This window comes from Acinetobacter sp. 1566109 (assembly GCF_000582255.1).
Taxonomy (GTDB): domain Bacteria; phylum Pseudomonadota; class Gammaproteobacteria; order Pseudomonadales; family Moraxellaceae; genus Acinetobacter; species Acinetobacter nosocomialis.
This window is the reverse complement of the sequence record NZ_JEYB01000007.1, coordinates 1-24,686: the sequence shown is the minus strand read 5'-3', so window position 1 is coordinate 24,686 and position 24,686 is coordinate 1. Positions and strand designations below refer to the sequence as shown.

25 protein-coding genes and 1 pseudogene are annotated in these 24,686 nt (G+C 38.8%); 15 read left to right on the top strand and 11 right to left on the bottom strand.

Annotation, left to right across the window (positions count from 1 at the left end; translation table 11 throughout):
- Nucleotides 1-476: 476 nt before the first annotated feature.
- Entirely contained in the window at nucleotides 477-2,081 is a 1,605-nt protein-coding gene (locus J582_RS09040; RefSeq protein WP_002054455.1) for an isocitrate lyase, read from the top strand.
- Between the two features lie 61 nt (nucleotides 2,082-2,142).
- Here the strand turns inward: J582_RS09040 and J582_RS09035 are convergent, their stop codons facing one another.
- Nucleotides 2,143-2,622: a copper resistance protein NlpE gene (locus J582_RS09035; RefSeq protein ID WP_022575036.1), complete on the bottom strand. Its 480-nt coding sequence runs from the start codon at nucleotides 2,620-2,622 to the stop codon at nucleotides 2,143-2,145.
- A 203-nt stretch (nucleotides 2,623-2,825) separates the two neighbouring features.
- Nucleotides 2,826-3,149: a hypothetical protein gene (locus J582_RS09030; protein WP_004710055.1), complete on the bottom strand. Its 324-nt coding sequence runs from the start codon at nucleotides 3,147-3,149 to the stop codon at nucleotides 2,826-2,828.
- 194 nt (nucleotides 3,150-3,343) lie between these two features.
- Here J582_RS09030 and J582_RS09025 point away from each other — a divergent pair, with 194 nt between their 5' ends.
- The 9 genes from J582_RS09025 (at nucleotide 3,344) to J582_RS0104490 (ending at nucleotide 9,620) form a co-directional block, all read left to right on the top strand.
- Nucleotides 3,344-4,219 (top strand): urease accessory protein UreD, encoded by an 876-nt coding sequence (locus J582_RS09025; protein ID WP_031997169.1) that lies wholly within the window; start codon nucleotides 3,344-3,346, stop codon nucleotides 4,217-4,219.
- A gap of 100 nt (nucleotides 4,220-4,319) precedes the next feature.
- Nucleotides 4,320-4,622: an urease subunit gamma gene (gene ureA / locus J582_RS09020; protein WP_002054385.1), complete on the top strand. Its 303-nt coding sequence runs from the start codon at nucleotides 4,320-4,322 to the stop codon at nucleotides 4,620-4,622.
- A gap of 11 nt (nucleotides 4,623-4,633) precedes the next feature.
- Nucleotides 4,634-4,942, top strand: a complete 309-nt coding sequence (locus J582_RS09015; RefSeq protein WP_031997167.1) for an urease subunit beta — start codon at nucleotides 4,634-4,636, stop codon at nucleotides 4,940-4,942.
- A 37-nt stretch (nucleotides 4,943-4,979) separates the two neighbouring features.
- On the top strand, nucleotides 4,980-6,680 hold the full coding sequence (gene ureC / locus J582_RS09010; protein ID WP_032047777.1) for an urease subunit alpha: 1,701 nt from the start codon (nucleotides 4,980-4,982) through the stop codon (nucleotides 6,678-6,680).
- A gap of 69 nt (nucleotides 6,681-6,749) precedes the next feature.
- Entirely contained in the window at nucleotides 6,750-7,232 is a 483-nt protein-coding gene (gene ureE, locus J582_RS09005; RefSeq protein ID WP_031997163.1) for an urease accessory protein UreE, read from the top strand.
- Nucleotides 7,219-7,884: an urease accessory protein UreF gene (locus J582_RS09000; RefSeq protein WP_031997161.1), complete on the top strand. Its 666-nt coding sequence runs from the start codon at nucleotides 7,219-7,221 to the stop codon at nucleotides 7,882-7,884. Before ureE ends, J582_RS09000 begins: the two co-directional genes overlap by 14 nt.
- A 26-nt stretch (nucleotides 7,885-7,910) precedes the next feature.
- A complete protein-coding gene (gene ureG, locus J582_RS08995; protein WP_000140200.1) occupies nucleotides 7,911-8,525 on the top strand; it encodes an urease accessory protein UreG in 615 nt (204 codons plus the stop codon).
- A 9-nt stretch (nucleotides 8,526-8,534) separates the two neighbouring features.
- Entirely contained in the window at nucleotides 8,535-9,104 is a 570-nt protein-coding gene (locus tag J582_RS08990; protein ID WP_031997158.1) for a HupE/UreJ family protein, read from the top strand.
- Between the two features lie 57 nt (nucleotides 9,105-9,161).
- Nucleotides 9,162-9,620, top strand: a complete 459-nt coding sequence (locus J582_RS0104490; protein ID WP_031997155.1) for a hypothetical protein — start codon at nucleotides 9,162-9,164, stop codon at nucleotides 9,618-9,620.
- Between the two features lie 73 nt (nucleotides 9,621-9,693).
- Here the strand turns inward: J582_RS0104490 and rsmD are convergent, their stop codons facing one another.
- The gene (gene rsmD, locus J582_RS08985; protein ID WP_016804902.1) at nucleotides 9,694-10,239 is read right to left on the bottom strand and encodes a 16S rRNA (guanine(966)-N(2))-methyltransferase RsmD; all 546 of its coding nucleotides are present in this window, start codon (nucleotides 10,237-10,239) and stop codon (nucleotides 9,694-9,696) included.
- Entirely contained in the window at nucleotides 10,239-12,257 is a 2,019-nt protein-coding gene (gene mrdA, locus J582_RS08980; protein ID WP_032047776.1) for a penicillin-binding protein 2, read from the bottom strand. The genes rsmD and mrdA overlap by 1 nt, the downstream gene beginning before the upstream one ends.
- Before the next feature lie 236 nt (nucleotides 12,258-12,493).
- Here mrdA and J582_RS08975 point away from each other — a divergent pair, with 236 nt between their 5' ends.
- From J582_RS08975 to J582_RS08960, 4 genes are all read left to right on the top strand, one after another.
- Nucleotides 12,494-13,012: a hypothetical protein gene (locus J582_RS08975; RefSeq protein ID WP_031997151.1), complete on the top strand. Its 519-nt coding sequence runs from the start codon at nucleotides 12,494-12,496 to the stop codon at nucleotides 13,010-13,012.
- A gap of 61 nt (nucleotides 13,013-13,073) precedes the next feature.
- Nucleotides 13,074-14,387 carry a membrane protein gene (locus tag J582_RS08970; protein WP_004710044.1) on the top strand — a complete coding sequence of 438 codons (1,314 nt, stop codon included), beginning with the start codon at nucleotides 13,074-13,076 and terminating at the stop codon, nucleotides 14,385-14,387.
- Nucleotides 14,388-14,472: 85 nt separating this feature from the next.
- On the top strand, nucleotides 14,473-15,126 hold the full coding sequence (adk, locus tag J582_RS08965) for an adenylate kinase (RefSeq protein WP_002054405.1): 654 nt from the start codon (nucleotides 14,473-14,475) through the stop codon (nucleotides 15,124-15,126).
- Nucleotides 15,127-15,197: 71 nt separating this feature from the next.
- Nucleotides 15,198-15,377: a hypothetical protein gene (locus J582_RS08960; RefSeq protein ID WP_002054380.1), complete on the top strand. Its 180-nt coding sequence runs from the start codon at nucleotides 15,198-15,200 to the stop codon at nucleotides 15,375-15,377.
- Here the strand turns inward: J582_RS08960 and nth are convergent.
- Nucleotides 15,374-16,060: an endonuclease III gene (nth, locus tag J582_RS08955; RefSeq protein WP_022575029.1), complete on the bottom strand. Its 687-nt coding sequence runs from the start codon at nucleotides 16,058-16,060 to the stop codon at nucleotides 15,374-15,376. The two genes, J582_RS08960 and nth, sit on opposite strands and share 4 nt — an antisense overlap.
- On the bottom strand, nucleotides 16,061-16,852 hold the full coding sequence (locus tag J582_RS08950; protein ID WP_022575028.1) for an RnfABCDGE type electron transport complex subunit B: 792 nt from the start codon (nucleotides 16,850-16,852) through the stop codon (nucleotides 16,061-16,063).
- A 271-nt stretch (nucleotides 16,853-17,123) separates the two neighbouring features.
- Between J582_RS08950 and gdhA the strand changes: the two genes are divergently transcribed.
- A complete protein-coding gene (gdhA, locus tag J582_RS08945) occupies nucleotides 17,124-18,527 on the top strand; it encodes an NADP-specific glutamate dehydrogenase (RefSeq protein WP_079378112.1) in 1,404 nt (467 codons plus the stop codon).
- Between the two features lie 54 nt (nucleotides 18,528-18,581).
- Here gdhA and J582_RS08940 read toward each other — a convergent pair whose 3' ends face one another.
- From J582_RS08940 to J582_RS0104485, 5 genes and pseudogenes are all read right to left on the bottom strand, one after another.
- Nucleotides 18,582-19,691 (bottom strand): META and DUF4377 domain-containing protein, encoded by a 1,110-nt coding sequence (locus J582_RS08940; protein ID WP_031997139.1) that lies wholly within the window; start codon nucleotides 19,689-19,691, stop codon nucleotides 18,582-18,584.
- A gap of 170 nt (nucleotides 19,692-19,861) precedes the next feature.
- Nucleotides 19,862-20,638: a dioxygenase gene (locus J582_RS08935; protein WP_031997137.1), complete on the bottom strand. Its 777-nt coding sequence runs from the start codon at nucleotides 20,636-20,638 to the stop codon at nucleotides 19,862-19,864.
- A 112-nt stretch (nucleotides 20,639-20,750) separates the two neighbouring features.
- Nucleotides 20,751-21,230, bottom strand: coding sequence for a 23S rRNA (pseudouridine(1915)-N(3))-methyltransferase RlmH (rlmH, locus tag J582_RS08930; protein WP_031997135.1), 480 nt, complete (start codon nucleotides 21,228-21,230; stop codon nucleotides 20,751-20,753).
- A 300-nt stretch (nucleotides 21,231-21,530) separates the two neighbouring features.
- Entirely contained in the window at nucleotides 21,531-23,960 is a 2,430-nt protein-coding gene (gene lon, locus J582_RS08925; protein WP_004710036.1) for an endopeptidase La, read from the bottom strand.
- Nucleotides 23,961-24,297: 337 nt separating this feature from the next.
- Nucleotides 24,298-24,686 (bottom strand): annotated as a pseudogene (locus J582_RS0104485) (IS5-like element ISAba27 family transposase); the annotation flags it as partial.

Here is a 24,686-nt window from a genome sequence, read left to right as displayed (position 1 = left end):
GCCTGAAAAGCACCTCAAATGCTCGATTTTGTTATCTTTGATATGTTTTTATATTTGTAGTTATGGAAGAAATATTTTTAATTAATATTTAGTATTGTTCTAGCATGTTGATTGACTTTTTTCATTGGCAAAAGTCGCCTAATTTACAATTGACTTTTAACACTAAAAATGAATGGAAAAATCTTGAAAACTGTATAAAAATAAAACTTGGAGAGTTTTTTGATCAAAATACTATACTCCTTTAGGATTATTTTGTTTTTATAAACAAGGTGTTATGTTTTTTAGTTTTGCTTATAATATCGATTTATTGGTATATTTTTTAAATAAATACTGAAGATTAACGAAGGATATTGGATTAATTGATTGGCTAAGTCTAAGCTGTGTACATGAAGAAGCAGCTGGTGTCATAAGAAATTTAAGTAACATGACTCTAGGCTTCGATCGATGAAATCCTAAAATGAATACAGGACAATATCATGACTACATATCAAACAGCGATTGATGCAGTACGTGAATTAAAATCAAAATTCGGCAACACTTGGGCAGACATTAGCCCAGAAGATGCTGCTCGTATGCAACTTCAAAACCGTTTCAAAACAGGTTTAGATATTGCTAAGTATACAGCTGCGATTATGCGTCGTGATATGGCTGAATACGATGCTGATTCAAGCAAATATACTCAATCATTAGGTTGCTGGCATGGTTTCATCGCTCAACAAAAAATGATTGCTAACAAAAAATACTTCGGTACTACTAGCAAACGTTATATCTACCTTTCTGGTTGGATGGTTGCTGCACTTCGTTCAGAATTCGGTCCACTTCCTGACCAATCTATGCACGAAAAAACTTCAGTACCTGCTTTAATCGAAGAAATCTACACTTTCTTACGTCAAGCTGATGCAAAAGAATTAAATGACTTGTTCCGTGCTTTAAACAAAGCAAAAGAAGCGGGTGACTCTGCGAAAGTAGCTGAAATCACAGCTCAAATCGACAACTTCGAAACTCACGTTGTGCCAATTATTGCGGACATCGATGCTGGTTTCGGTAATGAAGAAGCAACTTATTTACTTGCTAAGAAAATGATTGAAGCTGGTGCTTGTGCGCTTCAAATCGAAAACCAAGTATCTGATGCAAAACAATGTGGTCACCAAGCTGGTAAAGTAACTGTTCCACATGCTGACTTCATCGCTAAGATCCATGCTCTTCGTTATGCATTCTTAGAATTAGGTGTAGAAGAAGGCGTTATTGTTGCTCGTACTGACTCTGAAGGTGCTGACCTTACTCAAAGCATCCCAGTAGTTAAAGAACCAGGTGATATCGCATCTAAATATATTAGCTACTTAGACACTCAAGAAATTGATATCTCTGAAGCAACTGATGATGAAATCTTAATTAAACGTGATGGCAAGTTACACCGCCCAACTCGTTTAGCTTCTGGTTTATATCAATTCCGTGAAGGCACTCAGATTGACCGTGTTGTACTTGACTGTATCACTAGCCTTCAAAATGGTGCTGACTTACTTTGGATCGAAACTCCGACTCCAAACGTAAAAGAAATTGCTCACATGGTTAACCGTGTTAAAGAAGTAGTTCCAAATGCGAAGCTTGTTTACAACAACAGCCCATCATTCAACTGGACTTTAAACTTCCGTCAACAAGCGTATGACCGTTGGGTTGCTGAAGGTAAAGATGTGTCTGCTTACGACCGTGCTAAATTAATGAGCGCTGAGTACGACAACACTGAATTAGCTGCTGATGCTGATGAAAAAATCCGTACTTTCCAAGCAGACGCTGCGCGTGAAGCTGGTGTGTTCCATCACTTGATCACACTTCCTACATACCACACTGCTGCTCTTTCTACTCACGAATTGGCACAAGGTTACTTCGGTGATCAAGGTATGTTAGCTTATGTTGCTGGCGTACAACGTAAAGAAATCCGTGGCGGTATCGCATGTGTGAAACACCAAGCAATGGCTGGTTCAGACATCGGTGATGATCACAAAGAAATCTTCGCTGGTGAAAATGCACTTAAAGCTGGTGATGACTCTAAAAACACAATGAACCAATTCTCAGCTCACTAAGAATTGACTTCATAAAAAACCGCTCAAATGAGCGGTTTTTTTATTTATATTGAAAAATTTATTAGTCTTCTTTTTTCAACACATAATGTTCAGCCAAAGAACCTTCAACTTTTTTACCTTCCATGTCTAATGCAGTAGCAGTATTCTCACCAATAAAGAATTTACGGTTTTGAGCTTTATCATCTAAGGTAATAACAGAAGTGTTGTCTTTATCGAAAGCAAACTTACCGTGTGTTTCAAATGGGTTTGTATCACCTTTACCTAAATAAGTTTCAGTCAACTCATAAGTTTTATCATCTTTTAATTTTAATTCAGTTTTGATGCCTTCACAGTCTGCGCAAGGAAGTGTTCCTTTGTATTTACCATTCCAGTCGAGAGAGTTCTCTGCTGTATGTTCAGTATCTACGGCAACAGCATTACTTGCTTCAGTAGTTTGTACAGGGGTAGATGCATCAGAAGTTGTCTCTGTTTTATTTTCGTGTTTATTACATGCGACAAGAAGAGTGCTCATAAGTGCAATTGCTAATAATGATTTTTTCATAATGACCAAAACCTCAAAATAAAAAATAAAAAGTATTTAAAGCCTAGAAAAAAAGAAAATAAAATAAAAGCGTTACTATGTTGCTTAATTTTATCAAAAGGTAAAGTGAATGCTTATTAGGAACCTTTTAATAGTAATTTTTAAAATTAAGTTGGTGGGGTAGAGGTATCCATTCGGGTGATTTAATGGATACCTGTTTTTAATTATGGCTGTGCAGAAACTCCACCTAGAGAGTCGCATGCTGCTTTATAAAGTTCATATTGCTTCTTTACCACTTCATCTAAAGGCATAGCGAATAATTCTTCACCCTCTTTATAACTTTCTACATAAGAGGTCGCTTTATCTTTACTCACAGCTAAAGTTTGTTGGTAATAAGAATTGATAGAGCTTGTAGGCATTTCACTGGTTTCAACATTTTTACATTGAAAATTATTTAATAGTTTTTCTGCACGTTTGAGCTCACTAGATTGGCCAAAAATACACCCAGTTAAAAATACAAAAGGTACTAACACGAAAAAGATTTTCATGGAAAAAATTTATAAGAGCGAGGATGGGCGCTATTGTATAAATAATTCCATGCTTTACTGTGGTTTTATGTTAGACATTGACTATTTTTTAACTCATTAAAATAAAAAAATTGTTTCTAAGTTTGTAATGACCTCTTTTTGTATTTGGTGCATATTTTGCTTATTAAAAAAGCCATTATTAAAAATGAGCCAAAATGAATCGGATTCAGCAATTTTCTCAAACTTCTTTAGCACCATTTTGGTATGCACAATTAGAGCTTGGTTTTAGTTTTAAAAATTATCGCACCATAATGAGTCATAGAAAACATCATGGCCCTGTTCGGGTGCAAAAAATGCTCTGGCCCGAAAAAACTGGAGTTTGCCACGCTATTATTGTTCATCCACCAGCAGGAATTGCAGGAGGAGATCATCTTACTTTCCAAATTGAAACAGCAGAGCAGGCACATGCAGTTATTACCACACCTGGAGCTGGGAAATGGTATAGAACCAATGGTAAACAGGCTTTTCAGCATATTTATCTGACTGTAAAAAATGACTCTATTTTAGAGTGGATGCCACAAGAAACGATGTTATTTGATGGTGCTGTAGCACATTCGGAAACACATATTCACCTTGAACAAACAGCAAGTTTTATTGGATGGGATATGCTGGTTTTGGGCCGACAGGCTCGAGCTGAGAATTTTGTTCATGGAAGTTATCACAATCAATTTAAGTTATGGCGTGAGAATAAATTACTAGTTGCCGATACTTTATATTTTGAGGGGGGAGATCGCTGGTTAAGCTCATGTTTAGGAATGAATAATCTGGCTGTAATGGCAAGTTTTTGGGCTGTACCGCCAGCAAAATTCCGTTCTTCATTTTATTTAGAGCAACATATTGAACTCATTCGTGAACTCATTATGCGTATGGATGTGCCTGTGACTTTGACGTTACTAGAAGATGTGCTGTGTGCGCGGTTTTTAGGAAATGATGTGCGAGTTTGCCATGATGCTTTCGCGGCTATAAGAGCAAGATTAAGACGGTATTGGTTTGATTTAGATGAGGAATTCCCAAGAATTTGGAAAACTTAATTTACGTTAAATTGCGTATTTTAAAAACGATTAAAACAAGTATGCTGCTTTTGAGCACGCATTTTGCTTAAAGAAAACTAGATGCTATTAGGAAAGAGATATGGAACTCAATCCAACAGAAAAAGATAAGTTACTCATTTTTACCGCAGGTTTGGTGGCTGAGCGTCGTAAAGCACGAGGTTTAAAGCTGAATTATCCAGAAGCTGTTGCGTTTATTTCGGCAGCCTTACTTGAAGGTGCTCGAGATGGAATGACGGTGAGTGAACTTATGCACTTTGGCACGACTTTATTAAAGCGTGAAGATGTTATGGATGGCGTAGCGGAAATGATTGCTGAGGTTCAGGTCGAAGCAACTTTTCCTGACGGTTCGAAATTAGTCACTGTTCATCAGCCAATAGTATAAAAGGAACGCTTATGATCCCCGGTGAGGTTATTACTCCAGACACTGATATTGAACTGAATGTCGGACGAGAAACTTTAAAAGTTGTAGTGGCTAATCTTGGCGACAGGCCTATTCAGGTGGGTTCACATTTTCATTTTTATGAAGCAAACGATGCCTTAGAGTTTGATCGTGAGATAGCAAAGGGTTTTCGCTTAAATATTGCGGCGGGTACTGCGATACGTTTTGAACCGGGACAAAGTCGAGAAGTGGAGCTTGTTGCTTTAGCTGGTAAGCGAGAAGTATATGGTTTTGCAGGCCGAGTCATGGGCAAGTTGGATTAAACATAACAACCATAATGAAAGATATGAGTAAAAAATTATGAAAATGTCACGTCGTGCATATGCTGAAATGTTTGGTCCAACAGTTGGAGATCGTATTCGCCTAGCTGATACAGAGCTTTTTATTGAGGTTGAACAAGATTTAACGACATATGGTGAAGAAGTTAAATTTGGCGGTGGTAAAGTCATTCGTGACGGGATGGGGCAATCGCAACTTTTAGCCGATGAAGTTGCTGACACAGTCATTACCAATGCTTTAATTGTGGATTGGTGGGGAATTGTTAAAGCCGATGTAGGTTTAAAAAATGGGCGAATCTGGAAAATAGGAAAAGCCGGTAACCCCGATATTCAACCCGACATTACCATCCCTTTAGGTGCAGCGACAGAAGTAATTGCAGGTGAAGGACAAATTTTAACAGCTGGTGGTATTGATACTCACATTCACTGGATCTGCCCGCAGCAGGTTGAAACCGCTCTTATGGCGGGTACAACAACAATGGTAGGTGGGGGGACAGGACCAGCAGCCGGAACTTCGGCAACCACAGTAACTCCAGGCCCTTGGCATATTGCGACCATGTTGCAGGCGATTGATGATTTGCCTATGAATATTGGCCTACTAGGCAAAGGTAATCTGAGTTTGCCAGATCCAATTCGTGAGCAAATTAAGGCTGGCGTAATTGGGTTAAAACTGCATGAAGACTGGGGCTCAACACCAGCAGCAATTGATAACTGCTTGAGTGTGGCAGACGAGTTTGATGTTCAGGTCGCAATTCACACGGATACTTTAAATGAAGGTGGTTTTTTAGAGGAAACCCTAGCAGCTTTTAAAGATCGTACCATTCATACGTACCATACTGAAGGTGCAGGTGGTGGACATGCTCCCGATATTTTAAAAGCAATTGGGCAAAGTAATGTCTTGCCGTCTTCGACCAACCCAACACGACCTTATACCATTAATACCATTGACGAGCATTTAGATATGCTGATGGTATGCCACCATTTAGACCCAGCAATTGCTGAAGATATTGCTTTTGCGGAAAGTCGTATTCGACGTGAAACCATTGCTGCCGAAGATATTCTGCAAGACTTAGGTGCAATTGCCATGATGTCATCAGACTCGCAGGCGATGGGGCGCGTGGGTGAAGTCATTTTACGTACTTGGCAAACTGCCCACAAAATGAAAGTACAACGTGGCCCATTAGAGGGTGACAATGAGCTTCATGATAATAATCGGGTTAAACGCTACATTGCCAAATATACAATTAACCCAGCAATTACCCATGGTTTAAGCCATGAAATCGGTTCGGTTGAAGTCGGAAAACTTGCTGATTTAGTGTTATGGAAGCCTGCGTTTTTTGGCGTGAAACCTTCCATGATTATTAAAGGTGGCATGATTGCAGCTGCACCGATGGGTGACATTAATGCTTCCATTCCAACCCCTCAACCTGTGCATTACCGTCCAATGTTTGGGGCTTATCCGCGTGGTGTGCATAACACTTGTATTACCTTTTTATCTCAAGCAGCAATTGATGAAAAAGTTGCTGAGAAACTAAATCTGAGAAAGTTAATTAGCGCATGTAAAAATACGCGTTCAATTACCAAAGCCGATATGAAACACAATACATATTGTCCAGTTATGCATGTGCATCCCGAAACTTACGAGGTACGAGCAGATGGTGAATTACTAACATGTGAGCCTGCTGACGTGTTACCAATGGCACAGCGTTATTTCTTGTTTTAATGAATTTATAGAGGTGATTTGCCTCACTACCTTATATGTGAAAGAAATAAGTAAGGAGAGAAAAGCTAAATGAAAATTTACACCCAACGTCTTGAAGATATTTCTCCTAATCAGACATTTGAAACGGTTGAGCTAACGTTTGATACCCGTCAGAAATCACGTTTTCGAGCGGCTTTAGCAAGTGGCGTAGATATCGGTGCGGATTTGCCTCGTACTGGCATTTTGCGTAGTGGTTCATATATTGCAACGCAAGAGGGCGATGTATTGCGAGTTGATGCAAAACCTGAACGGTTAATGCAAGTCACGGCTCAATCCGAATTTGATTTGCTTAAAGCGGCCTATCATTTAGGTAACCGACATGTGCCATTAATGCTGACACCAACAGCTTTATATTTTGAGCCTGATCATGTACTTGCTGAAATGGTAGAAGGTTTGGGGCTTACAGTAACAGAAACTGATCATCCATTTGAACCTGAAAGCGGTGCCTATGCACAGCATAGCCATGATCATCGTTTAAGTCCAATCAAAGCTTTGCACCATGTCCATTCATAACGCAGCACAATTACTTCAACTGCTGACACTGTCTTCGACGGCATTGCCAGTTGGAGCGTATTGTTATTCACAAGGTGTAGAAACAGCCATTGATATTGGCTTAATACACGATGAAAGCTCTGCCATTGATTACTTTGAAGAAATGCTTGAAATGTTGCTGGTACGCTTTGAGTTACCTGTACTTAAGCGTCTTATGCATCATTATGATGACTCAGACGAGTTCTTGACTTGGGCACATTTTTATAAGGCAAGCCGAGAAAGTAAAGAGCTACTTGCTGAATCTCAGCAACTAGCATTTTCTTTAAATGCATGGATTAAAGATGTTTTGAAAAAGCCAGTTGAGGTTAAAAAGCAGTTTGGTTTTGTACCTGTCTATGCACAGCTTTGTGGGCGTTTAGAGCTTAAAGATATTGATGTACTCACGGCGTATACCTTTACTGTTTTAGAAAATCAGGTTTTAGCAGCCGTAAAAACAGTCCCATTGGGACAAATGGCAGGACAAAGAATTTTGTGGCATTTGCATGGGCGAGTACCACACGCTGTAGAGAAGGCTTTAAAACTTAAAGATGAGCAACTGAGTAGTGCTTTACCTCGCTATGCCATGCTGAGTATGAAACACGAAACACAATATTCACGGTTATTCAGATCTTAAAATTAGGAAATAAAAGGATAAAAATCATGACAGAACGTAGTCCATTACGAGTTGGAATTGGCGGACCAGTCGGTTCAGGTAAAACAGCACTTACGCTTAACTTATGCCGTGCCTTACGTGATAAATACAATATGGCTGTAGTGACAAATGATATTTATACCAAAGAAGACTCAAACTTTTTAACCCGTAATGAAGCGATGTCACCAGATCGTATTGTGGGTGTGGAAACAGGTGGTTGCCCTCATACAGCAATTCGTGAAGATGCCTCAATTAACTTGGCCGCGATTGATGATTTGTGTGAGAAATTTGATGGCTTAGAACTCATTATTATTGAAAGCGGTGGCGATAATTTGGCCGCAACATTTAGCCCAGAACTTTCTGATTTAACCTTGTATGTTATTGACGTGGCAGGTGGTGAAAAAATTCCACGTAAAGGTGGACCAGGTATTACCAAATCAGATTTACTGATTATTAATAAAACTGACCTCGCACCTATGGTTGGTGCAAATCTTGATGTGATGGACCAAGATGCTAAACGCATGCGCGGTGAAAAACCATTTTTATTTTCAAACATGAAAACACAAGATGGGCTTGAAGAAATTATTCAATTTATTGAGAAGCAAGGGCTGTTTAAAGCTTAAGGAGTAACTATGAACTTCATTAAGAAATGGGGCATTGGGCTCCTTAGCATGTTACCGGCATTAGCCATGGCACACCCGGGTCATGATCATACGCATTCTGGATTTGTAGCAGGTTTTATTCACCCTTTTACTGGTCTCGATCATTTAGTGATGGCTTTAGGTTTTGGTATCTTGTTATGGTCAGCAGCTAAACAATGGAAAATTGCCGGTATCATTACTCTAAGTATTGCTTTGATTGTAGGCTTTTTAGTAGGTGCCCAAGGTCTAATACCAGAGAGTATCGCTGAATATGGGATTATTGCTTCTTTGATTGTTACAGCGATTGCATTATGGACAAAATCAAATCGGATATGGCCTATGGCTGCTGCTTTACTCGCAAGTTTTCATGGAGTAGCTCATGGAGTTGAGTTAGCACATGCAGGGCATATTGTTGCATTAGTAACTGGTATGGTTACCGGTATGGCACTTATTTATTGTGCTGGACTTGCATTAGGCGCAATATTTACACGATATGTACCTTATGGCAAAAAAATTATGGGTACCTGCGCAGCAATTGTGGCAGTCATTGGTTTAAGTTAATTAAAACCTTGCAAAAAAAGGTAGCTTTAAGCTACCTTTTTGAATTTGCAAAATAAAATGTGTGTAGAGAAAATTTTTTATACTGTTTTTACAGTGATCACTATGCTTTATAGTGGATATGTTCAGGCTTATGATTTTTTTCAACCAGAAAGCGATGATTCTGCTTTATTAAATACAGATCAGTTGTTAGATCAATCAGATTTAAACTTGGAACAAAGGCGGTTGGCAATTGAGCATGATGATGAAATTAATAACTATAATGTGCTTAAAAACGAATTTTATTCAAATGAACGTTGGGTAATTTATAATTATACAGCCTATGATACGGGGCAACTTCACAGCAAAAGCATCACTGGTTTAACGAATCATATTAATATTCAAGATTTATCCATTTCAGTTGGGTATGGAGTTAACTATAGTGTTAATCCAAGACTAAAAATTGGTTATGAATATATTTCGAGTTTTCCTTACGACCGAGGTCAACTCATACGATTTTTTACGATCTATTTATTCTGAAATGCAAAATTAAAATAATCTAATTCAGATAAATAGATCAGTTAAAGTAATTCGTTATAAAAATTCTACATGATTAAATTTTCTGATAAAGACCTGCGTGGACTGTACCAGCTTTAGTGGTTTTAACTTGTTGCCATGTTGCAGGAAGTTGAAGCTGAGATAAATCTCGGTCAGCTTCAACATAAATGTATCCATTCTTTTTAATATGTGAATCTGCCAAGTGAGCGAGCTCTTGCCATAAATCGAGGCTATAAGGCGGATCTAAAAAAACTACATCAAATTGTTCTTTTAAGCGCGGTAATGCTTGTTGAGCAGTTGCATTAACTAAATGACAATTTTGCGCTTTTAGCAGTTGAATATTCTCTTTTAAAAATCGTGCTTGGGTCTTATCTGGTTCAATCATATAAACAGATGCGGCACCGCGCGAAAGTGCTTCAAAGCCTAATGCACCAGAACCTGTACAAATATCGAGGACCTGAGCATTTTGAATGTCCCACATGAGCCAATTAAATAACGTTTCACGGACACGATCTGGGGTTGGTCTTAAACCCTCAATACTGGCAAATGGCAAAACTCGTCTTTTCCATTCGCCCCCAATAATGCGCAACTGATTTTTCATTATTCATCGATCTCATTTGTAGCAGGGCGAGCAGGAGCAGCTTGTGGAGCAGATGTTGCTGCTGCGGTAGTTGTAGCAGCTACTGGAGTAGAGCTAGCTGTTTCGCCGCCACTTGGAAGCTCGCCCGGTTTAATTCCGGCTGTCATAAGGCCACCATTAACTTGATGGTTGGCTGGACGAATTGGATTTTTATTGCGGGTTAATAACCAGTAATCAAATATTGGCTTAGCAAGTTGAGCTGCGGAACCACCATGACGACCATTTTCCCAAATGACTGCGATTGCGATTTCAGGTTTATCGGCAGGTGCAAACCCAACAAAAAGACCATGGTCAAGTTGGCGTTCACTAAGCGCAGCTTCATTGTAGCGTTTACCTTGCGCAATACTCTTAACCTGTGCCGTACCTGTTTTTCCGGCAATTTGATAGAGCGATGTACGGATACCACGTCCAGTACCTGATTGAATTACATCAATCATGGCTTCTCGCATTTTTACCCAGTCTTCGTCTGTACCGTTGAAATTAATTTTTCCATCAGGCGCATTACGGACTGTAAAAGGTTTTGCACCATGCGATGCACGTAAAACATGTGGAACTACATGAGAGCCGTGATTCGCTGTAATAGCAGTTGCCATTGCAAGTTGTAATGGAGTTGCAGTAAATGCACCTTGACCAATACTGACGGAAATTGTTTCACCTTTCATCCATTTAGTTTTGCGTGTACGCATTTTCCATTCTGGACTTGGGTATAAACCTTCACTTTCACTTGGTAAGTCGACACCTGTTTTTTGACCAAAGCCAAATTGGCGCATCCATTGGTTCATCTGGTCGATGCCCATTTGATTTGCCAAAATATAAAAATAGGTATCGCAAGACATGATAATCGCTTTATGCATGTTCACGATGCCATGACCAGTTTTTTTCCAGTCACGGAATTTATGAGAGTCTCCAGGTAAATGGAAGTAGCCCGGATCGGAAATAGCAGTAGACCAGTCGACAATACCATAATGTAAACCGCCCATCGCTTCCATTGGTTTAATGGTCGAACCAGGAGGGTATGCCCCTTGAACAGCACGGTTATAAAGAGGTTGATCGATGTTGTCACGTAGCGAGCTATAATCTTTATGATTAATACCCGTCACAAATAAGTTTGGGTTAAAGCTTGGACTTGAGACCAACGCAAGAATTTCACCTGTACGTGGGTCTATCGCAACAATTGCACCACGGCGTCCAGCAAGTTGCTGTGATGCTACGACTTGTAAACCATAATCTAATGATAAGTACAGGTCATTACCACGAGTTGGGTCTTTACGTCCTAAATGACGCAATACATTACTATGAGCATCTGCTTCTACAGATTCATAACCCGGTGTTCCATGAAGTAAATCTTCGTAACTTTTCTCTACGCCGATTTTACCAATCAGGTTTGTTCCAGCGTATAAATCTTTATCAATACTTTTTAATTCTTTATCGTTAATACGGCCCACATATCCAATCACATGAGCAAACAATTCACCATGCGGATAATAGCGCGTCATTTGGGTTTCAATTCTAACCCCAGGGAATTTGTATTTAACTTCACTAAACTTGGCAATATTTGTCTCGGTTAAGTTCAGCTTAATTGCTACGCGTTCGGTTTTACGCGCCGTTTTAATACGGCTTTTAAAACGGTCTACATCTTCTTGAGTCAGCTCTAAAATGGGTTGTAATTGTTCAATAACCGCATCCGGATCTTCAACATCTGCCTTACTTAATGTTGCGGTAAAAACAGGATAGTTATCTGCTAGTAAAACCCCATTACGGTCATAAATGTAACCACGAGCAGGTGGCAGAGGTTGTAAGCGAATACGGTTTTTATCCGATGCGGTCGAGAACTCATCGTAATGAAAAATTTGTAGATAGGCGTATCGGCTTGCTAATACTAATAGACAAATAATCACAAGACCTACGGCAAAAAATATACGACCTCGATAAATGCGCTTTTCTTGCTGGATATCTTTTAAAGGAAAGTGCTGTTTCATACGGATCGACTTAATGACATAGGATGAGAAAAATAGCTGCTTATTCTAACGCAAGCGCAGTTAAAATATTGCATAATTTTCAAAGTTTCAGTGAAGAAACAAATTGGCTTTTTTGACTTTGTAGACAACAAAATTGTAGAGTCTTGTATATAAGAAGCAAAATAATTCTGTTAAAGTCTCTCATTCAATAGAATAGGGTTGTTCTCACCATACGATTAGGGAAAATGGAGAAAATAATGAGAAAAATTTATCCCTTACTTGCAGTTTTGACAGTAAGTAGTTGGGCTCATGCTCAAGATTATTCATTTCTTCCAGAAGCAAATTTAGCAGATCATAAAGCAGCGACTTGGAATGTAGGCGCAGGTTTTACTCAAAAATTGTTACATCTCAATGGTGAGTGGGTAAATCCTTATGGGATTGCTTATGCAAAAGTTGGTGCATTTTTAAATGGTGATAAAACTGCCGGTGGACAAGTCGGATTTCGCTATCCTTACTACCTTACCGGAACTGATAAGAATGGTTACTATATTGGCTTTTATGCTGGACATCTTGATAGCAAATCTGTAGACGGAGATTATAAATCTCGTTTAGGTGCTGGCGTCGATTTGGCATATGTATTGTTGAATTCAGAAAGGATTAGTACCTTTAGTGTGGGTATTGGAGCAGCTGAAAAATTAACTGATCAAAATGGAGCCGTTGCTGCCAATACAAAACCGCAAATACAATTTTCTTATTCTCTAAGTTTTGGTTTATAAAACAAAGCAGCTTATCGTTAACTCGCCATAAGCAGAGCACAAATAAATACGAGAGTCTTACATGTTAGAGTACGTCAGCGGATTGTGGCAGACCTTTTTACACAGACCTGATTTTTGGGCCGTTTTGAGTATCATTCCGGTCACTGCCTTTGTCACATGGGCACATGTGTGGATGGCTTTAAAAATGGTGTTTTACCCAATCAAGTTTTGGGGATTCCATTTAGGTCCTTTACCAGTCGGCTGGCAAGGTATTGTGCCACGTAAAGCAGGACGTATCTCAGGAATTATTACCGATAATACTCTATCTAAGTTAGGTTCTTTGCGTGAGTTTTTAGAGGCAATGGACCCTGAAGACATGGCACGTATTATTGGTGAACAAGTCGGATTTGAACTTGAGCATTTGATTGATGAAGTGATGATCGATCGTAATGCAGTGCTTTGGGAAAATTTACCTTATTCGATTAAACGCCGTATTTATGCTCAAGCACATAAGCAGTTACCAGGTGTGCTAAGAGAATTAGTGACTGAACTGACCATGAATGTCGAGTCATTGGTTGATATGCGTGAAATGGTGGTGAGCCAAATGGAAGGTGACCGCCGTTTAATGGTACGTATGTTTTTAAAAGTTGGGCAAAAAGAAATCAACTTTATTTGGCATATTAGTGCTCTAATCGGGATGTTCTTCGGTATTTTTCAGATGGTTGTCTGGTTTGTTGTACCTTGGCATTGGACGGTACCATTTTGGGCATCTATTTGGGGCTTTTTAACCAACTGGATTGCAATCTGGATGGTATTTAACCCAATTGAGCCACATTACGTTCGTTATCCGCAAATATTTAGATTAACCAAAGATCGCAAGTTCCCTTGGATTGTGCCTGTTTTACGAATCGGTACCTATAATTTCCAAGGTGCTTTCATGAAGCGTCAAGAAGAAGTCTCTGAAGTCTTTTCTAGTGTAGTGACAGAAGACCTAATTACGTTAAAATCGATTATGACAGAAATGATGTACGGTTCACGCAAGGACAAAACACGTCGTATTGTTAAACGTCATATTAACGAAATTATGGAAACTCCACTTGTTCGTACATCTTTACAGCTTTCTTTGGGCCCAAGAGAGTACGCAAGATTAAAGACGGACTTGATTGATCGTTCAATTGAAATTACGATGGGACCCGTATGTGACCCTGCACTGAATGCAAGCCGGGCACAGAAGATTTTTCAAATGTTTAAAGAGCGTATTCGTGAACTGACACCAAAAGAGTTTCAGAATTTGTTACGTCCAGCATTCCAAGAGGACGAGTGGATTCTTATTGTACTAGGTGGGGTAACCGGATTTATTGCTGGTACAATACATTTGTTTGTGGCTTTCTTATAATTCGAAGTCGGGCAGGATCTATCAGGATCAACGAAATTAAATCTGCCAGACCTCACATTCATTGTTTTAAATGAGGATGTTTTTTATGCGCATTATCTTACTCGGACCACCTGGGGCAGGCAAAGGTACTCAGGCTCAGTTGATCTGTAAGCGCTACAATATCCCACAAATTTCAACCGGTGATATGCTCCGTGCTGCAATTCGTGAAGGTACTGAATTAGGTTTAAAAGCTAAAAGTGTAATGGAATCTGGCGGTTTAGTTTCAGATGAACTCATTATTGGTTTAGTAAAAGAACGTATTGCTCAACCGGACTGCGTGAATGGTTGTATTTTTGACGGCTTCCCACGCACGATTCCTCAAGCAGAAGCATTGGAAAAAGAAGGCATCAGCATCGATCACGTGATTGAAATTGATGTACCTGACGAAGAAATCGTAAAACGTCTCTCTGGTCGCCGTCAGCACCCAGCTTCTGGCCGTGTTTACCACACTGTATACAATCCACCTAAAGTGGAAGGTAAAGATGACGAAACTGGTGAAGATCTTGTTCAACGTCCAGATGACCAAGAAGAAACCATCCGTAAGCGTCTAGCGTCTTATCATACTGAAACAGAGCAATTAGTTGGTTTCTATCAAGGCCGTGCTGCTTCTGGTGAAAATGCGCCAACTTATGACAAGCTTGATGGCTTGCGCACTATTGAAGATGTACAAAAAGATTTGTTCAACATCTTAGACAAATAATTTAATATTATTTGTGATAAAGAGCCCTCTTTATGAGGGCTCTTTTCTTTCATTGAGTGCGGGAGAACGATATGAAAATCATTTTGATTTTAGTGGTATTGCTGAGTCTGGCACTATTGTTATTTTTACTATATCAAAGTCAAAAAATGTTGCGTCATGTGCAGAAACAACAAGCTTTGGAAAATAAAAAGAACGGACGAGAACGTCAACTACATCCCAAATTGCAGCAGCTTAAAAAACCTCAGGATTAACTGAGGTTTTTTGTTGGAATTACTTTTGTGGCGCCAAATTCAAAGCGGTCTGGCCAGTTACATACATCAGCAACAACACACTCGAAACATTTCGGTTTACGAGCGATACAGCAATAACGGCCGTGTAATATCAGCCAGTGGTGTGCATCTATAATAAATTCTTTTGGAATTACCTTAACTAAACGGTGTTCAACTTCAAGAACATTTTTACCTACTGCTAAGCCAGTACGATTTCCCACACGGAAAATGTGTGTGTCGACAGCCATAGTGGGTTGCCCGAATGCTGTATTTAAAACCACATTGGCTGTTTTACGACCTACACCTGGTAAAGCTTCCAAGTCTTTTCGATTACTTGGAACTTCGCCGTTAAATTGCTCCATTAGAATCTTACAGGTTTTAATAACATTTTCAGCTTTCGCGTTATAAAGGCCGATGGTCTTTATATATTCTTTTAAGCCGTCTACACCTAAGTTATAGATTTTTTCAGCAGTATTGGCGACAGGATAAAGCTTATCTGTTGCTTTGTTTACGCTAACATCGGTTGCTTGTGCCGATAACATGACGGCAATTAATAATTCAAAAGGTGATGAATATTTTAATTCGGTTTCTGGAGAAGGTCTTTGTTCACGAAGGCGTTCAAAGAAAATTTGAATCTGCTTTTTCGTCATGTTTTTGACGGCCATTCAGACCTCCTGTAATTGAATGAGTTGCTGATGTAGTTCATCAAGTTGAAGACGTTTTTTTGCATCTTCTCGAACACTGAGCTGCTTTTCCAACTTTTTAATTTGTGTGCGAATTTTAGCTAATTCAATCGTAGTTTTTGCATCATTTACAACCGCTTCTTTTGGCTTCTCAATGATTTGAATTGAAGGTAAATCATCAAGTGCTTGAGAAAACTGTGCAAAAAGTTGTGTATCAATTTCAGCGCGTACAACAGGCCCTTTACGATGTATACGACGTTTTTCTTCGCGTTGAATATGCGCGTAGTAACGTTGTCTTAAATCATCTTGCTCTGCAATGCGTTGTTGTTCGTTCGGCAAAGCTTGAGTGTCTTCGACCAGATCAATACAGTCAACTGGGCAGGGTGGAATACATAACTCACAACCTGTACACAAATCAGTCAAGATGGTATGCATGAGCTTACCACTACCAATAATGGCATCTACAGGACAAGCATTAATACATTTTGTACATCCGATACATTCGTCTTCGCGAATAATCGCTTTCATGCGTTGCGGGCGTCCATCGGCTTGTACTGGCCAGACACTTGTTTCAGCAGGTAACGATGAGCGATTTAATAATTTTGCGAGCGCATCGGCCACTGGCTGTCCACCAGGAACACATTTATTTGCTTCTTCACCTTCAGCAATGGACTTTGCGTAAGGTAGACAGCCGTCACGGTGTCCACATAAACCACATTGCGTTTGTGGTAATAACGCATCAATCTCGCGTATGAGAGAAATAGATGGATTCATAGAGGAAAATAGCTTGCTTAAAACGATGCGATAATGAAGAAAAACCTAAGTAAGGTCAATGGATTTTAACGAATTTATTGGCTTTTTGATTGACCTAAAATGTAGCTAATATTGCACAATAATAGATCAATAAAACTGAAAAGATAAATGACTATTTTTGATTTTTAGATAGTTTTTCTAAAAATAAGTTTATGATAATTAAGAAAAATAAAATAATTTAAAATAACTATTGTTAAAAATGATGGAAAGCGATTTAATATTTTGCTGCTAAATGATGCATTTTAAAATGTATTGCACCAATTTAATTCATTACTATGCTGAGGACCGTGCATTGAAATATAACAACCTGAATGAATTCCTGAATTACGTGCAAGCGCGTGATCCGCATCAACCTGAGTTTTTACAAGCTGTCGAAGAAGTCATGACAAGTTTGTGGCCATTCATTGAAAAAAATCCGGAATATGCAGAGCAGGGATTGTTAGAGCGTTTGGTTGAACCTGAGCGTGTGATTCAATTTCGTGTTTCATGGATGGATGATCAAGGGCAGACTCAAGTAAACCGTGCTTTCCGTGTTCAATACAATTCAGCAATTGGTCCATTCAAGGGTGGTATGCGTTTCCATCCGTCGGTCAACCTATCTATTTTAAAATTTTTAGGATTTGAGCAAACTTTTAAAAACTCACTGACTACTTTGCCGATGGGTGGAGGAAAAGGAGGTTCAGATTTTGACCCTAAAGGTAAATCTGATGCTGAAATTATGAGATTCTGTCAGGCACTCATGATTGAGCTTTACCGTCATTTAGGTCCCAATACTGATATCCCAGCTGGAGATATTGGCGTGGGTGCGCGTGAAGTAGGTTACATGGCTGGCATGATGAAAAAGCTCAGTAATGACACGGCATGTGTATTTACTGGTAAAGGAATTTCATTTGGTGGTAGCTTAATGCGCCCGGAAGCAACAGGTTATGGTACGGTTTATTTTGCAGAAGAAATGCTAAAAACACGTGGGCTATCTTTTGCTGGTAAAACTGTTTCAGTATCTGGTTCTGGTAACGTTGCTCAATATGCTGCGGAAAAGGCAATGTTCTTGGGCGCAAAAGTGGTTACCTTGTCGGACTCGAACGGTACTGTTTATCTAAAAAATGGCTTTACAGATGAATTGCTGGCTGAGGTCATGGAGCTGAAAAACGTTAAGCGTGGGCGTATTTCGGAGTTTGCTTCTAAGCATGGTTTTGAATATTTTGAAGGTAAAACCCCTTGGCATATTCCTGTAGATATTGCTTTACCATGTGCTACACAAAATGAATTAACAGGCGAAGATGCTAAAACACTTATTGCTAATAATGTCATTTGTGTAGCTGAAGGCGCTAACATGCCATCTACACTTGAGGCAGTTGAGCATTTTATTGAAGCTAAGATTTTATATGCCCCTGGTAAAGCATCTAATGCAGGTGGTGTGGCAACTTCTGGCTTAGAAATGTCCCAAAATGCAATTCGCTTGGGCTGGACACATGCTGAAGTCGATGAACGTTTACATGCAATCATGAAAGACATTCATGCCAATTGTGTAAGATACGGTACAAAAGAAGACGGTACTGTGAACTATGTAGATGGTGCCAATATTGCGGGCTTTGTAAAAGTTGCTGATGCTATGCTTGCACAAGGTATTTATTAAAATATAGAAATAAAAAATCCGATGCTTTTGCATCGGATTTTTTTAGTCTAAAAATTATTTTTTAGGCTTTTTAACCATTTCTTGCTCTACAATCATATCTAACACATCTGCTTGGCTAGATTGATCAGCTGCTGGGTTTTTCACTTCAAAACGTTTTACACGTAAGATTACGCGTTGGTTTGGATTGTGTTCAAAACCTTCGATTTGACCATAATATAATGACCAGTTTTTGTCGGCATAAGTTTTTACGCCTTTGTCATCATATTTAACTTCACGAACTTGCAAGCAAGTTTGTGGCGCAACACCCGTACAAGATTTAGTTTCTGGTGCTACTTCAAGGAAAACAGTTTTACCTTCAGACTGGTATTTTGCTTCAGGTGTCATTTTACCTGTGAAAGTATATTTCTGACCTTGAGCATCAAGGATTGTTAATGTTGGTTGATCAGCATTTGTCGTATTAAGTTCAAATGGAATCGCACGTTTTTGGAACAGGCTGCTAGAGAATTGTTCCTGTTTCATTAAAGCAGGTTCACACGCCATCATTGTCGACATGACATCAGCAGTTACGATGGTATTGTTTTCAACTTTCCAAGTTGTACCTTGACGGTTACAACCTGTTGCGATAGACAAACGGTCGTTTGTGAAGTTAAGAACGATCGGCTTTTTAGTATTTTCAGGTTGGTATGACCATGAATAATCAGTTAAAGCTTGAGTATTAGTTGCTTTTACGCCTTGGAAAATATGCTTTTGACCTGCTTTATCTGTCACGCTTAAGATTACCTGACCATTGCTATTACTAATTTCGATTGGCAATTTTGCTTCACTAAAGATGCTATTAGACAATTGTTCTTGTTTCATTAAATCGTCTTGGCAAGCCATCATTGTCGATGCGAGAGGAGAGGTTACAAGTTGGTTGCCTTCAACTTTCCAAGTACCACCTTGACCATTACAACCTGTGTTAATTGCTAATTTACCATCTGCATTAAAATTAAGAACAAGTGGCTTAGAAGCTTTTACATTTTGATAAGTCCAAGCATATTCACTTAAAGTTGCTGCAAAATTTTGTTGTTGCTCAGATACAATTGGAGCTTGAGTATTTGAAACTGTTTGACACGCCATCAAAGAAAAAGGTAACAACGCAAGAATTAAATATTTAATTTTCATTTAAAAAACTTCAAGTAAAAAAACAACAGCACTAAGCTTAAAACATTCTTAAAAAAATAAAATGTAAACATATGATTGTTTCGGTTTTTAAAATGTATAAGTTTGTAAATTATTCGAATTTTTAATAAAAATAGTGGTATACCCCGCAAAAACGGGGTATTTCCTAAAAATTAATCAAAACGGTATATATCCATACCTAAAGAGCCCATTGTGAAGCTGCTATGAACAATCGTAAAACGATGGCCAGTTCCCATTGCAAAAAACAACGGCGCAAAATGTTCAAGAGTTGGATGATTACGTTTTATATAAGGCAATGATTGCCATTCCAACACGCCATCGTAATCTTGATGTGAAAGTTTATTAACCACAGTATTTCTAAACGTTGAAGCCCATTCAGGAACTTTTGAACTATCACCTTGCCAAGACAATTCAGCAAGATTATGGGTAATACTTCCAGAACCAATCAGTAAAATTTGCTTTTCACGTAAAGGCCCAAGTGTTTGCCCAATTCTATAAATTTCTTGTGCGCTTAAGCTCATTGGTAAAGAAATCTCAACAACAGGAATGTCTGCATCTGGATACATATGTAAAAGAGGCATCCATACACCGTGGTCGCGAGGGCGGGTACTATTGGCATGAGCAACAAAATGAGCGTCTGCCAACAACTTTAAGATTTCTTCGGCAAGTTCTGGTTGACCTGGTGCGCTATAGCGAATCTCATACAACTCTGGTGGGAAACCACGGAAGTCATGCCATGTTTCTGGACGTGTTGAACTACTTACTTCAAGTGCTTTACTTTCCCAGTGAGCAGACATCACGATGATTGCCTTTGGGTTAGGTAGATTCACACTAAGACGATGTAAGGCAGGACCCACTTGTTCTGGATCAAGTGCAAGCATGGGTGAACCATGTGAAATAAACAGTCCGGGAAGGGTTTGTAGTTCCATTTCATTACACCTGAGTTGAAAAGCAGAATAATAGTCATTATGCCAAAATCAGGACATGTTAAAAGTATCCTGATTTCAACGGATTGTTCTTAAAATGAAACGTTTGTTCTTTTTATGCACGGTGATAAGGATGATTATGATTAATAGACATCGCTCGGTAAAGTTGTTCGATTAATAAAACACGAACTAAAGGATGAGGCATGGTAAGTTTTGAGAGTGACCAATGCCAGGCAGCAGCTTTACGTACCTGATCAGACAAGCCATCTGGGCCACCAATAGCCAGTGCAACATCATTACCTTCAAGCATCCATTGTTTCATGGTGTCAGCTAGTTTTTCTGTACTGAGTTCGCGTCCTCCAACTTCTAAAGCAATAAGTGTCTCGTTGGATTTTAAAGCATTTAAAATACTTTCACCTTCAATTTGGCAGTATTTTAAAATATCTGCTTCTGAGTCATTTTTGCCGCGTTTTGCCATTGGAAGTTCAATCACTTGAGTCTGAACAAAAGGTTGGATGCGTTTGAAATAATCTTCAAAACCAGTAAGTACCCAAGCAGGCATTTTTTGACCAATGGTCAGAATACGAATTTTCATGTGGTCTATTCAGTCAAAACAGCTGACGTATTATACCTGAGGAGACAATAACTGCGGGGGAGTAAGTGAGCATAAAAAACGCAGTCCAAAAAACAGTGTTGGACTGCGATCAAATGATCATCTGTCTGGAGTTCAGATGATCATAGAGAATAAAAACAAGGCTATCTGTAACATAAGATAGATAAGAGTAAATAATAAAATTAATCACTCTTACTTCTTATTATGAGGATGGTTGGATATTTTTAAATCAAATTATGTAACAAAAAAAAGAGAGCCGAAGCTCTCTTTTTTATTTTTTAATTAGTGACGTGCTGCTTTTGAGCCTTCCACCGGTTTTACAATCGGTGTTTTTGGTAAAGGCTTTGGCATTGAAGTTAATGCTAAAGGCAAGATCTCATCAATACTTTTCACAGCTTTGATTTCTAATCCTTCTTTCACATTGTCAGGGATCTCTGCCAAATCACGAACGTTATCTTGAGGAATAAAGACAAGCTTAATTCCACCACGATGTGCAGCAAGAAGTTTCTCTTTCAAGCCACCGATACGCATCGCACGACCACCAAGACTTGTTTCACCTGTCATCGCGATGTCTGGACGAATCGCAATACCTGTAAATGCTGATACAAGTGCAGTTGTTAATGCCAAACCAGCAGATGGTCCATCTTTTGGAGTTGCGCCTTCAGGTAAGTGAACGTGTACATCAGTTTCTTCAAAACGAGATGCTTCAATACCAAGTTCATCAGCACGTGTACGTACTACAGTCATTGCTGCGGTAATTGATTCTTTCATTACGTCACCGAGTGAACCGGTTGTAATAAATTTACCTTTACCTTTAACAGCTGCAACTTCAATAGTAAGTAACTCGCCGCCTACAGAAGTCCATGCCAAGCCATTTACACGGCCTACTTGTGCTTCATCTTCAGCAATACCAAAGTCAAATTTATGTGGACCTAGGTATTCAGGAAGATTGGCAGAGGTAACATCAAGCTGTAAGTTTTTAGATTTTTTACTTACGGCTTCTTTTACCACTTTACGCGCAATCTTAGAAACTTCACGCTCTAAACTACGAACACCAGCTTCACGTGTATAACGTTGAACAATGTCACGAATCGCTTCTTCATGAATTGTTAACTCTTTTGGACGTAATCCATTGTTCTTAATTGCTTTAGGAACAAGGTAACGTTCAGCAATGTTTACTTTTTCATCTTCGGTATAACCCGGTAGACGAATGACTTCCATACGGTCAAGTAATGCTTCTGGAATATTCATACTGTTCGCAGTACAAATAAACATTACTTCAGAAAGGTCAAGATCAAGATCTAAATAATGATCGTTGAACTTACTGTTTTGTGATGGATCAAGTACTTCAAGCAATGCAGAAGCTGGATCACCACGGTAATCTTGTGCCATCTTGTCAATTTCGTCGAGTAAGAACAATGGGTTCTTCACGCCAACTTTTGTTAAAGACTGCACAATTTTACCTGGCATCGCACCAATATAAGTACGACGATGTCCACGAATTTCTGCTTCGTCACGTACGCCACCAAGCGCCATGCGAACAAATTCACGACCTGTTGCTTTAGCTACTGATTCACCGAGTGAAGTTTTACCAACCCCAGGAGGACCTACTAAACAAAGGATAGGACCTTTGAGTTTTTTCACACGTGATTGAACAGCTAAGTATTCAACAATACGGTCTTTAACATCATCAAGACCATAGTGGTCAGCATCAAGAATTTCTTGAGCTTTATTTAAGTTAATACTGACTTTACTTGCTTTGTTCCACGGCGTATCTAAAATCACTTCTAGATAGTTACGTACCACAGCAGCTTCACTAGATGCAGGCTGCATTGCTTTAAGTTTGCGGAACTCAGCTTCGGCTTTTTTACGTACGTGTTCAGGTAAATCAGCTTCAGCAAGACGTTTCTCAATTTCAGCAACGTCATCTTCAGCGCCGCCATTCATATCGGAAAGCTCACGTTGAATGACTTTCATTTTTTCATTTAGAAAGTATTCACGTTGGTTCTTTTCCATTTGGCGTTTTACGCTGTCATGTAAAGTTTGCTCAATTTGCTGTTCAGCAGATTGATTCATCAAGTAGTTCATCAACTCTTGCAAATGAGCTTCAAACTCATCGTACTCTAAAAATTTCTGTTTAATTTCAATATTTAGAGGTACACGAGTTGCTACGAAGAACATCAATTGCAATAAGTCTTCGATTTTATTGGCAGCAGCTACCAGTTCACGTGCATTACGTAATTTTGCTTCTGCATATTGAGCAAATAGGTTACGTAACTCTTGTAAACGAGTTTCTTGAGTTGCCTTATCTACATTAATAGTCATTGGGCTTAAATCGTGTTCAGCAGTCAAATAACTATCTTCATCGATAATTTTTGTGAGCTTAGAACGATGCAAGCCTTCAATAAGTACTTTAATGCAGTTTTCATCATTTTCATGATTAACTACTTGTACAATCTTAGCGACTGTACCGTACTGGTATAAATTGTCGTGATCAATTTCTTCTGTAAGCGAATCTTTTTGCGCAACTACAAATACTAAATTGTCACTGTTACGAGCCACATCAACTGCATTGATCGATTTTTCACGACCCACGAATAGCGCAATTTGCATGTGTGGATAAACCACCACATCACGTAAGGCTAATAGTGGTAATACACTTGGAACCTGAGGCTCTAAGTCAGTTTTTTCATTCATAATAAGTTCAGACATGGGCACTCCTAATGAGTGACAACGAGGTTGCCATTTTTTTTATAGTGATGTGTATTTTAAAAATTACAAGGGCATGACAATAGAAAATGTTGAAAAAAGGACTAATTTAGTCAACTTTTTTTTAAAAATGTTATGAATCAATAGATTAATTCTTAAGAAGAATGAAATTTTGTAGTGAAGCTGAGCATTTTTACTTAATAATTATTCTTGGCCGTACAAGTAAGGCGGTCAGCTTTAAAAAAAACTTTATTTAGTTTTATTTTATAATAAGTGTTTTTATTAAGTATATTTAAATTTTTATTTATTTTATAATTTATTAGACCTCTTGCGAAAGTCGTTATTGCAAGTTCATCCGATTTACCAGTGCAGCGATTAAGTTAATGCGTAAACCGAATCTTTTCCGTCTATTTCGATAGCGTTCACTTAATATTCTAAATGTTTTCAATTGACTATTAATATGTTCGATCACAACTCGTATTTTTCCAATCATTTTATTGTACTTTTTCTCAACATCAAATAAGGGTAAATTCTTCTTTTTCTTTATTGGCATCAATAATTTAAAGCCATCTTGCTCTAATCCGTAGTACCCTAAATCGGTCATAACATATTTACAATGTTTGAATTTTTTAACCGTTCTTCTTGCCAATTTAATGTCATGCTGACTGCCATTCGATATATCTAGCCCTATGATTTGTTTGCTGTTCGGATGATAGATCACTTGTGCTT